This is a genomic window from Candidatus Albibeggiatoa sp. nov. BB20 (assembly GCA_016744725.1).
GTDB lineage: Bacteria > Pseudomonadota > Gammaproteobacteria > Beggiatoales > Beggiatoaceae > Albibeggiatoa.
The window spans coordinates 15,930-27,052 of the sequence record JADGDW010000044.1; the positions used below are offsets into that span (position 1 = coordinate 15,930).

The following is an 11,123-nucleotide window of genomic DNA, read 5'->3' on the forward strand; positions in this document are numbered from 1 at the left end:
TTTTGGGTGTTAGGACTGGCAGTCCTGTATCACTTTAAAGTAAAACGACTATAATAACATAGCAATATAAAATTTAAGGCTGCCAACCCCTGATGAGATAGCTAAGCAAACGCGGCTGTTAAATCCAAACCAAGTTGTTTAAAGCAATCCTCCCAATCATCAGAACAAGTTTGTCGATAGACTTTAAATCCATCAAACCAAGCTGAACTATCGCCTTGATCCATCCATCGCCAATCTGCTGGATTTGGAATTAATACCCGCGCCGATTTTCCTAAACCGATTAATAAATGCAAATTGGTATTGCTCACGCCGATGTAATCATCAAGCAATGACATCAAGGCTAACATGCTTTCTAAATCATCACTGAAATGGGTAAAATCATCGATTTTTTGGGGCAACGCCTGTTTTAATGTTTGTATTTCTTGCTCAATTGGATGACGTTGTAAAATCACAAAATGTGCATCAACACCTTGTAAGGTTTCAATCAATAAATCGAGTGGAATTTCTTTTTGTAACACTTTATTTTGAAATTTTTTACTGACTTCGCTGGGTGGTTGTCCTGCTCTCCACGTCAATCCAATCAAAGGCTTACCCTGTTGTGATAATTGTGCTTTGACGGCTTCCCATTTTTCGGGCAATACAGATAATTTTAGCGCAGAGGGAATATCTTCAATTTGATTCATTCCTAAAGCCAATGGCAAATCACCGACTAAATATTTTGCATCCACCTGCTCAGGCCTTGGTTCATCCGCATCAATCACCGTATCAAAACAATCAACACGTTGTAGTATGGTTTTGATTTTCTTACCAGATTGATAAGTTAATTTTGCCCCACGTTGCTTTAATATTGGTGCAAAACGCAAAAACAGTAACTCATCGCCTAAACCTTGATCTTTATGGATTAAAATATGTTTGCCTGTTAAATTTTGGTCAAATGGCTCAACCTCAAAACGGCTATCAATTGCTTTAAAATCAACGCTACTAGCCAGTCGAGTGGGACGATATAAAAATGATTGCCAACCCTGTTCAAACTGCCCAGAAGCTAATAGAACTTGTGAATAACTTTGATGAAATTCATAAGAATGCGGACGCAGTTGTAAGGCTTTTTGATAATATTTAATCGCGGCTTGGGTTTCGCCTAAACGTTGTTTAATTCGCGCTAAATTGGCATAAGTATCAGGAAAATATGGATTGGCTTGAATCGCTTTTTGATAAAAATGTTGGGCGACATCTAATTTTTGCTGCGAAACATAAATATTACCTAAATTGAGATAAGCTTCCACATAATTCGGATTACATTTTAGAGCCGTTTTATAATGTGACTCAGCCTGTTCAAAACGTGCTTGCTCAGCTTCAATAATGCCTAGAAAATAATGTGCTTCTGCAAAGTTTGGTTTTAATTTCAAGGCATTCTGTAAAGATTGTTCTGCTTGCAGCCATTGTTGTTGCTCTATTTCAATACGGGCTAAATCAACATACGTTTGTACGGCATTTGTTTTTAATTTTAAGGCTTTTTGACAAATTTTGTGAGCCGCTTGAAATTTCTCTAGTTTGACCAAAACAATAGATAAATTATGATACGCATCAGCGTGACGTGAATTGAATTTTATTGCTTGTTGGTAACAGTGTTCAGCTTCGGTTAAATTCTGTAGTTTGACATAAACACCGCCTAAATTACTATAAGTATCAGCATTATTGCGCTCTAACTTTAAGGCTTTTTGATAATATTGCAATGCGGCTTCTAATTGTCCTATGGTTTGTAACGCATTTCCCAAGTGACTGTGATACATCGCGACTTTGGGTTTAAGTTTAATTACTTGTTGAAAATAGGCAATAGCTTGTTGTGGTTGTTGTGCTTGTGCTAAGGCCACACCCATCAAATGAATAGCCTCGGCATGTCTGGGTTGAGATTGAATAATTTTCTGATATAAATCACAGGCCTCTTTAAGTCGACCTTGTTGATGTAATTGTTGTGCTGTATGCAAAGCTTGACCAATATTCATAGATGATTCCAAGACTTGAAACTTTAACTTATTTTTCATTTTAAGATGCTATGATGTCAAATATATAAAATGGCTAGATTAGTTGACAGATAGCTTTATTTGTATAAGATTAATCAGTTTTATTAATAGTACCTATAAAGGAAGTTTTATGATTATTATCATGGGTCCTCACGTGTCAGAGGATGAGATAAAAGCGGTTGAGAAGAAAGTAGAAGAGTCAGGTTTAACAACAAATGTATCTCGTGGTACTGAGCGTACTATTATTGGTGCGATTGGTGATGAGCGTCAAGTACAAAAAGAAGCTATCGAAGCATTACCGGGTGTTGCTGATGTAATTCGTGTGGTTAAGCCTTATAAAATTGTAGCGCGTGAATGGCATGAAGCGGATACTATAGTGGATATTGCAGGTATTCCACTGGGTGGCAAAACCGTGCAAATTATTGGTGGCCCATGTTCCGTTGAAACACAAGAGCAAATGGATGCAGCAGCAGAAGGTGTTGTGGCGGCAGGTTGTCGTTTAATGCGTGGTGGTGCATTTAAACCGCGTACCAGTCCTTATAGCTTTCAAGGTAAAGGCGTTGAAGGTTTAGATATTTTCAAAAATGCAGCCGATAAGCATAAATTACCTATTGTGACTGAATTGATGGATGTCCGTGCTTTAGATAGCTTTTTAGAACGTGGCGTAGACGTGATTCAAATCGGCACACGTAACATGCAAAACTTTGATTTACTAAAAGAAGTTGGTAGAGTGCATGTACCTGTTATTTTGAAACGGGGTTTAAGTGCAACGATTTCAGAATGGTTAATGTCGGCTGAATATATCGCAGCAGGCGGTAATCACAATATTATTTTATGTGAACGTGGCGTACGTAGTTTTGAAAAAGCCTACCGTAATATGTTAGACGTAACAGCGATTCCTGTATTGAAAAAGGAAACTCACTTACCTGTTATCGTTGATCCAAGTCATGCAGGCGGTAAAGCATGGTTAGTGCCTACATTATCAAAAGCAGCGATTGCAGCAGGTGCGGACGGTTTATTAGTTGAAATGCACCCTAAACCATGTGATGCATGGTGTGATGCGGATCAAGCATTAAACCCTGACGAATTAAAAGTATTGATGGGTGAGTTAGAAGCTGTAGCTAAAGCTGTTGGTCGAGATATTTAAGATTTTTGATTTGCGATTTTTGCTTGAATCTCAATTTTCTCGTTTCCGTCATATTAAGGGAGCGAGATAAAATGAGATAGTCAAAATGATGATGTACTTTGATATGTTGTGATATTAAGTTTTATATCTCAGGACTGCCTGTCCTTAAAGGGCTAACAGTCCTAACATGTTATAAGCTTAAACTAATGCTTTATCGGCAATAATAATTCCATCTGAATCAGAATAAACATAGTTTTCAGGGAAGAATGTAATACCTGCAAAATTGACGGGAATCGACACATCACCACGACCATGTTTGATACTTTTTAGAGGATGTGTATTTAATGCTTTGATGCCAATAGGAATATCAGCAATTACACCAGAATCACGAATACATCCGTATACAATAATTCCTTCCCAACCATTATCAGCCGCCATTTGCGCAATAATGTCGCCGACCAAAGCACAACGCAATGAGCCGCCACCATCAATAACTAAGACTTTGCCTTTTCCCGGTTGAGCCAACTTATCTTTTACTAAAACATTATCTTCATGCACTTTGACCGTTTCAATTTGGCCACCAAACGCTGGTTTTGCACCATACATTTTAAATAATGGATCGGCTACTTTGATAATATCACTGTATTCATCACATAAATCCGCTGTTTGAATCGTCATCTAACATCCTCTCATCAAGCTGAAATTATCAAAACCATCATTATAACTTATAGATTTCACCATCAACAAGCAAGGACTGGCAATCCCAGACAAATCTTAACTAAGCCCGAAGATGGCCAATCCAATAATGATTGCTTTAAACCATATTTAACTTAAAGTGATAAGTGATGAATTTCTTAAACTCATTCACGATTTTGAACGAATCTTTTAATAAATCCCGCTCTAATTTATTCAATTGATTTGGCGCGATGTAGTTATCCAATTCTTCATTGTGTTCCAATTTACTCAGGCCTGTTTGTAAACGCAATGTGGATAAAAAGGCCAAAGCTTCAATTAATTCCACAGAGACCTTTTTTTCAAATACATCAAGCTGTTGCAAAGTTTTAATCCGCTCAATGGTATTGGTCATGGTGAGGCGATGTTCTAACGCTAAACTACGCACACCTTGTACGATGGGGAAAATGCCACCTTTTTTCAAATCCAACTGATTTTTATGATGGGATTTTTCAACGATGAAATTAGCAAAAAAGCCCAGCGGGGTTTCAAATGACAAGGTTGGTTTTGCGAAATGGGTGAAAAAGGCCTTGTTATCTTGCAATTTCTCGAATAAATAACCCTTTGCCTCACGTAATAAATCTTCGTCACCCGCTACAGCACACGCATCATAGAAAATCGCTAAATTCATCATGGAATTCTCAGCCGGTTCACTTATCCATTGATGAATCTCTTCTTTAAATTCGCTTAAAGGCTTACACCAATAAGAATTATTCACCATAATGTCACCTGGACAAGATGGATAACCAAAACTGATTAAAGTTTCAGTAAATTGCTGAGTAATTGCTTCTAAGCCATCAAATTGAAAACCATCACGCAAAATAATTGCATTGTCTTGATCAGTTTTTAAAACTTGCTCTGCACGACCTTCACTGCCCATCACCATCAAACAAGAATTTTCAATCAATTCAGGTGGCGCAATCAATTGATACAGTTTTTCAAAAACATTAGTATTCAACTCGTTGATTAATTGAGCAATATAACGAACTTTAACCCCTTTGGCTTGTAGGCTTTGTACCATGTGTACTAAGCTTTCACAGGCTTTTTGTAATTGTTCGGTGGTATTCGCTCGCTCAATTTGCACTGAAATCAAATGAGAGTGATTCGAGAAGAAGCTGAGTAACTCCATTTGATCTAGCACGCCCATGACTTCATTATTTTCGTAAATCACCAAGCGTTTAATTCTGTGCCGCGTCATTGTGAGTAAGGCATTGAATAAAAAGTCTTCTGTGGTCATACCGATCAAGTTATAAGTCGCAATATCACCCACAGGGCTATCAATTGATTTGCGCTGCAACACAACTTGTTCGCGTATATCCGTATCACTAACAATCCCGATTTCATCACCACGCTTAATCAAGATCGAGGTGATTTTATGTTGTTTCATCTGTGCCACAGCATCATAAATGGAGTCGTCTGCATTCACTGCAATCGGGGGTCTAACATAAGCTTCTTTAATTTTCGCCACCATGAAAGACGACAACTCTTTGCTGTAACGCTGCTCTATTAACGAGTCTAAGCGTTCAGATATATTTTGATAGTAAAACTTTTGAAATTCTTTGTTATTGTCTAATAAAGTCGTAAACAGTTCTTTTGGTAATAAATAGCAAATCAGCTCTTCTTCAACTACAAATTCTTTTTTGCTCTCGCCATCAATTAAAGCCATTGCATCAATCATATCTTGCGAAACATGAACTGAGGCAACACCATCATTGTCAATTTCTTGCACCACACCTTTGATAATAATATATAGATATTCAGGTGATGAAAATCGTTTAACTAACACATCACCTTGTTTAAAATAACCAATATCCATTGCTTCTGCAACGGCCTCAAGTTCAGTGGGACGTAATTTGTCAAAAGGAGCTATCGCGCCAATAAAGGCTTTTTGTTCTAATACGCTCAATGTAAATACCTTCGCAATTCTAAGTACATTGACTATTGTAACAAGATTTAGGCCATGACAGCATAAAAAAATGTTGCACTGCAAAAAAAAATTCAATCACAGCTAAATATCTCAAATTTGCAAATAATTTTATATTTAATTTTACAAAAAGCGTTTATCCTGTTACATCATTGCAATACAATGTCCTATATTCATATAGCCGCTATAAAATCTCATGAGTACACTGGCAATACAATCTGCTGTCGTTATGCAAACCAAGCTAATTGGTATTGGCCTAATTTCAGCGCAGCAAAAATGGCTCACGATTAACTCAAAACTCTGTGACATTTTAGGTTACAGTCATGACACTTTATTGGATTTAGATTGGCTTTCGATTATTGAACCACAAAGCTATGCACAACATCGAATGGCAATTCAACAATTATGGAATGCTGAAATACAACAATATCAAGCTGAATTTGTATTGTTATCCAAACAAGGCTTTTCCGTTCCCGCCACTTTAGATTTTCATCTACACCAGTCTGAATCAGGCCAGCATCAACTTTATTGTTTCGTGCAAGATAATCGCACTCAAGAACAACTCAACCAAGCCTTAAAACAAAGTGAAGAGCGATTTCAGCGTTACTTTGAAATTCCGCTGGTGGGCATTGCCCTGTTTTCACCTGAACGAGGTTGGATTGATGCGAATGAAAAATTTTGTGAAATGATGGGATACGATGACTTAGATGATTTACAAAGCGTATCATGGGTGACGTTGTCCCATCCTGATGATTTAGAGCATGATATTGAATACTTCAATAATGTTGTATCAGGCATGGTCAATGATTACAACATGGATAAACGCTTTATTTGCAAAGATAATAGCTGGATGTATGCCAGCGTTTCAATTCGTTGTATTCGCAAATTAAATCATCAAGTTGACTTCTTTTTTGTGTTAGTACAAGACATTACAGAACGTAAACAGTTTGAAATGGCTTTACGCACCAGTGAGAAACGCTACCGAACCATCTTTAATTGTGCTGCGGTTGCAATTGCCTTGATGGATAAAGAAGGGCGTTATCTACAGTTCAATTCTACTTGGTCAGAAATGCTAGGCTATAACAATCAGGAAATCTTAAGTAAATGTAATTTTGATGTGACTTATTCTGATGATATTCCTGCGACTGAAAGATATATCAGTCAGTTAATTAATGCTGAAGTGGATATTTGCCGACTAGAAAAACGCTTTGTGAGTAAAACAGGCCAACTGATTTGGGGTGATGTCACCGCGTCTGTGACTCGAGGTGAAACAGGCGAGGTTGAAGGTATTGTTGGTATTATTGTGGACATCACTGAACGCAAACAAACTGAAGAACAACTGATTCGAGCTAAAGATGCGGCAGAAGCTGCAACCAGAGCGAAAAGTGAATTTCTAGCCAATATGAGTCATGAAATTCGCACACCAATGAATGGTGTGGTGGGTATGACCGAGTTACTGATTAATACTCGCTTAGACAATAAACAACGTGAATACGCAGAAACCATTTCTCATTCAACCGATGCTTTACAAACTTTAATCAATGATATTTTAGATTTTTCCAAAATTGAGGCTGGCAAGCTGACATTAGAGCCGATTGATTTTGATTTAGAAAATGCGATTTTAGAGATTGCTCGTTTGCTGTCAATTACAGCCGAGTCTAAAGGCTTCGAATTGATTGTGCGTTATGCGCCCGAAGCCCCACGTTATATCACAGCCGATGCGGGTCGGATTCGGCAAATTTTGACTAATCTGATAGGCAATGCCCTCAAATTTACCGAACGAGGCCATGTATTAGTTGATATTGAATGTCTTACCAAAGTAGAAGACACTGCCTATATGAATTTTCAAATTCAAGATACGGGCATCGGCATTGCGGAAGACAAACTGGCGACTATTTTTGATAAATTTACCCAAGCAGATACCTCAACCACGCGGCGTTTTGGCGGGACGGGTTTGGGTTTAGCAATCAGTCATCAATTAGTTAAAATGATGGGCGGCGAAATCCAAGTGATAAGCCAAGAACGGATTGGTTCTACTTTTACCTTCCAATTGCCTTTACCTATCGCGACAATGCCTGCGGAATATCATACGCCACCCCCAGTGCCTCTTAATATTTTACATAACACCCATGTGCTGATTGTTGACGATAATACAATTAATTTAAAAGTATTAACTGAACAGCTTGAAACAGTGCATATTCGTTGCCATGCGGTGGACAGTGCAGAAAAAGCGATGATTGCATTGCGAGCGGCAAAACGGGCTGGTGATCCATTTTGGTTAGCGGTTTTAGACTATCTAATGCCCAATATGGATGGTGAAACCTTAGCTAAATTAATCAAACAAGATGTGCAATTGCAAGATACAACCTTGATGCTATTATCTTCAGCGGGCTATCAGCATAGTGAAAATATTCAGCATTTACATGGTGTTGGATTTTCTGCCCATTTAATTAAACCATTACCTAAACTGCAACTACAACGTACATTGGCTAGATTGCGTTTAGTATTTGAAAGCAAAGAACAATTAACTTATTTAATCACTATGGAACAAACACCCTCACCCTCACCCTCAACTCCAGTAAAAAATATGCGTCGTTTCGATTTGAATGTTTTGTTAGTTGAAGACAATGATGTAAACCGTGTTGTTGCATTTAATATGCTGGAAAAATTGGGCTGTAAAGTATCCACTGCAATCAATGGTCTTGAAGCACTTAAAATGCTGGATCAAGATTTATTTGATGTGATCTTCATGGATGTACAAATGCCTGAAATGGATGGTTTTGAAGCAACCCATAAAATTAGAGCTCAAGAACAATTACAGCATAAGCATGGCATGATTGTAAAACCTGCCAATATTGTTGCAATGACAGCCAGTGCAATGCGGGGCGATGCTGAACGTTGCTTAAACTCGGGGATGAATGATTACATTGCAAAACCAATTAATTTAAGCCGAATCATTAGCATTTTAGAAATTTACAGTAAAAAATCAGAAACTTCACCGCCGCTGATTAATAAAAGACTAAAACAGGTGGAAATTTTGCATGATACTCAGGAACAGCTGATTGAGGATAATAACATGCAGAAAAAAATTCTATTAGTAGAGGACAATCAAGTCAATGCAATGGTTGCTTCTAAATTTTTAGAAACTTTAGACTGTGATGTTTCCATTGTTGAAAATGGAGAACAAGCCGTATCTATCTGTGAAACAAGTCAATTTGATATGATATTGATGGATATTCGGATGCCAGTAATGGATGGGGTTCAAGCAACAATATTAATTCGAGAAATGGAGTTAAAAACACGGCAGCGCACCCCGATTGTGGCATTGACGGCAAATACGATGCCTCATGATTTGAAACGCTATGCTGCCAGTGGAATTGATGATTGTATTGCTAAACCTGTGAAATTAGAGACGGTCAAATCTGCTTTACAACGCTTTTTAAATTATACGCCGACATTGGTACGAAGTTCGAGACTTGAGCAAAGAAAGCTAGATTCCAGTATGGAAGCGATGTCTGAGGTTGAGTCTGATGTTATTATTGGGAATAAGGCTGCTAGAAGTTTGCCTATTTTTAACGCTGACCAAGCAAAACGTATTTCAATTGGTAATTTATCTATTTTACAAAGAATTGTGAATAAATATCGAGAAGATACACCAAAACAAATTGCAAAATTAGAACAAGCCATTGGCAATAATGATACTGCAACAGTAGAACGAGCGGCACATTCAATCAAAGGCAGTTCGCGTAGTATTGGTGCAATGCGTTTGGGACAAGCTGCGTTTCAATTAGAACGATTAACAAAAGATACAGAGCTAACAGATTTATTGCCTAATGTTAGCCAATTACAAAATGAATTTAGTGCATTATTGGCAGAATGGGATAAAACCGACTGGGAACATATCGTAGAGGGCTAAGTTTGAATCTAGGTAGGATTATTGATTAAAAGCTGTGACCCCTTATATAGCTTTGTGAAATTTAGATAAAGAGATACTTGAATCTATTAAAGAATAAATGATTTGTAATACTTAGATATTTGATTGTTTTACAGAAAAGATACAATCTATAAATATATTTGATGGAGAGAATAGTAGATTCTGAGCTAGATAATATCATTAGTGATATGAGGATGGGATATATCATGTTGCGGCTAGGAATTGAAATATTAAAACACTCGTTTCCCAGCGTGGACAACAGCGAACAACTATACAAGTTGCTCACTGTTTAAGATGCTTATTATAAAGATAAAATCCAAGCAGTTAATGCTTTTGCATCATCATCTGTTACTGTTGGGTTAGGAGGCATAGGAATTTGTCCCCAGATACCAACCCCACCTTTTAAGATTCTTTCAACTAATATCGTCGCTTCAGCCGTACCTGTATATTTCGCTGCCACGTCTTTATAGGATGGTCCTACTACTTTCATCTCAATTTGATGACAGGTCATACAGATATAACCTTTTTCAGACATTAATCCAGTCGCTTGTTCGGTTGTTAAAACGGCTGCATCAGTTGCTGCTGGAGCTTCTTCAGCCACAGGTGCAGCTTCTTTTTCCTCAACGATTGGAGCTGCTGCTTCTGGAGCGGCTTCCGCTGCGCCTAAGCCTAAAACCCAAGCCACGATGTCAGTCATGTGCTCATCAGAAACCGTTGGGTTAGGTGGCATCGGTATTGCGCCCCAAGTGCCTGAACCGCCTGCTTTAATTTTATCAGCTAATATTGCTGCTGCATTACCATCAGCTTGATATTTTTGACCCACTTCACGATAAGAAGGGCCTACTAATTTAGTATCAATTTGATGACAGCCTAAACAGGCATAGCCACTGTCTTTAATAAGCGAAATAATGCGCTGGTCTTCAGGAGACATATCGCTTGCACCTGTATCAACGACTTCAGCGACCTGCATTGCTTCCCCAACATTCACACTACCCATGGGTTGTAAACGTAATTCAATGGATTTTTGCTCGAATTCAGGTACTCCATTCTGAGCGATACTGTTACCGAAGTCAGCACCTAATTTATCCACTAGTAAGTAGGTAATACCACCAAGTATTAAAACACTCGGTATAACCATCCACCATATTAATTGGTTTCTTGCACGAATAGAATCATTTTGACTCATTGAACATTCCCCTTTGTGATTATTTTAACTCTAGGAAAAGATGAAAAATCTAAGTTTCGCAGTATAGCATAGGAAAATATCAGGTTGCGACAAAATATCAGCCTTTGCTACTATTACACACAATTTTATAGTTTAAATTGAATTTAACTAAATTAACTTTATGATTATCATATTATTTAAATATGTTGATTATGATATAT

Annotated in this window: 7 protein-coding genes; 2 read left to right on the top strand and 5 right to left on the bottom strand. The window is 37.8% G+C overall.

Annotated features, from left to right (window positions below; translation table 11 throughout):
• Positions 1–101: 101 nt before the first annotated feature.
• Positions 102–2,003 (bottom strand): tetratricopeptide repeat protein, encoded by a 1,902-nt coding sequence (locus ABXH34_RS06990; RefSeq protein WP_353571152.1) that lies wholly within the window; start codon positions 2,001–2,003, stop codon positions 102–104.
• A 148-nt stretch (positions 2,004–2,151) separates the two neighbouring features.
• Here ABXH34_RS06990 and aroF point away from each other — a divergent pair, with 148 nt between their 5' ends.
• The gene (aroF, locus tag ABXH34_RS06995) at positions 2,152–3,168 is read left to right on the top strand and encodes a 3-deoxy-7-phosphoheptulonate synthase (protein ID WP_353571153.1); all 1,017 of its coding nucleotides are present in this window, start codon (positions 2,152–2,154) and stop codon (positions 3,166–3,168) included.
• 177 nt (positions 3,169–3,345) lie between these two features.
• On the opposite strand, the gene rraA is transcribed toward aroF, so the two are convergent.
• Both rraA and ABXH34_RS07005 read right to left on the bottom strand, forming a co-directional pair.
• The gene (rraA, locus tag ABXH34_RS07000) at positions 3,346–3,825 is read right to left on the bottom strand and encodes a ribonuclease E activity regulator RraA (RefSeq protein WP_353571154.1); all 480 of its coding nucleotides are present in this window, start codon (positions 3,823–3,825) and stop codon (positions 3,346–3,348) included.
• Between the two features lie 136 nt (positions 3,826–3,961).
• The gene (locus tag ABXH34_RS07005; protein ID WP_353571155.1) at positions 3,962–5,785 is read right to left on the bottom strand and encodes a putative nucleotidyltransferase substrate binding domain-containing protein; all 1,824 of its coding nucleotides are present in this window, start codon (positions 5,783–5,785) and stop codon (positions 3,962–3,964) included.
• 247 nt (positions 5,786–6,032) lie between these two features.
• Between ABXH34_RS07005 and ABXH34_RS07010 the strand changes: the two genes are divergently transcribed.
• Complete coding sequence (locus tag ABXH34_RS07010; protein ID WP_353571156.1) at positions 6,033–9,719, top strand: response regulator; 3,687 nt, start codon at positions 6,033–6,035, stop codon at positions 9,717–9,719.
• Positions 9,720–9,780: 61 nt separating this feature from the next.
• Here the strand turns inward: ABXH34_RS07010 and ABXH34_RS07015 are convergent, their stop codons facing one another.
• Both ABXH34_RS07015 and ABXH34_RS07020 read right to left on the bottom strand, forming a co-directional pair.
• Positions 9,781–10,023, bottom strand: a complete 243-nt coding sequence (locus tag ABXH34_RS07015; protein ID WP_353571157.1) for a branched-chain amino acid transport system II carrier protein — start codon at positions 10,021–10,023, stop codon at positions 9,781–9,783.
• 15 nt (positions 10,024–10,038) lie between these two features.
• Positions 10,039–10,923 (bottom strand): c-type cytochrome, encoded by an 885-nt coding sequence (locus tag ABXH34_RS07020; RefSeq protein WP_353571158.1) that lies wholly within the window; start codon positions 10,921–10,923, stop codon positions 10,039–10,041.
• Between the last annotated feature and the right edge of the window lie 200 nt (positions 10,924–11,123).

What these genes read in the sequence shown, in the direction of transcription:
- ABXH34_RS07020 (WP_353571158.1), bottom strand. Translation starts at nt 10,923, where the DNA reads ATGAGTCAAAATGATTCTATTCGTGCAAGAAACCAATTAATATGGTGG.
- ABXH34_RS06990 (WP_353571152.1), bottom strand. Translation starts at nt 2,003, where the DNA reads ATGAATATTGGTCAAGCTTTGCATACAGCACAACAATTACATCAACAA.
- rraA (WP_353571154.1), bottom strand. Translation starts at nt 3,825, where the DNA reads ATGACGATTCAAACAGCGGATTTATGTGATGAATACAGTGATATTATC.
- ABXH34_RS07010 (WP_353571156.1), top strand. Translation starts at nt 6,033, where the DNA reads ATGCAAACCAAGCTAATTGGTATTGGCCTAATTTCAGCGCAGCAAAAA.
- aroF (WP_353571153.1), top strand. Translation starts at nt 2,152, where the DNA reads ATGATTATTATCATGGGTCCTCACGTGTCAGAGGATGAGATAAAAGCG.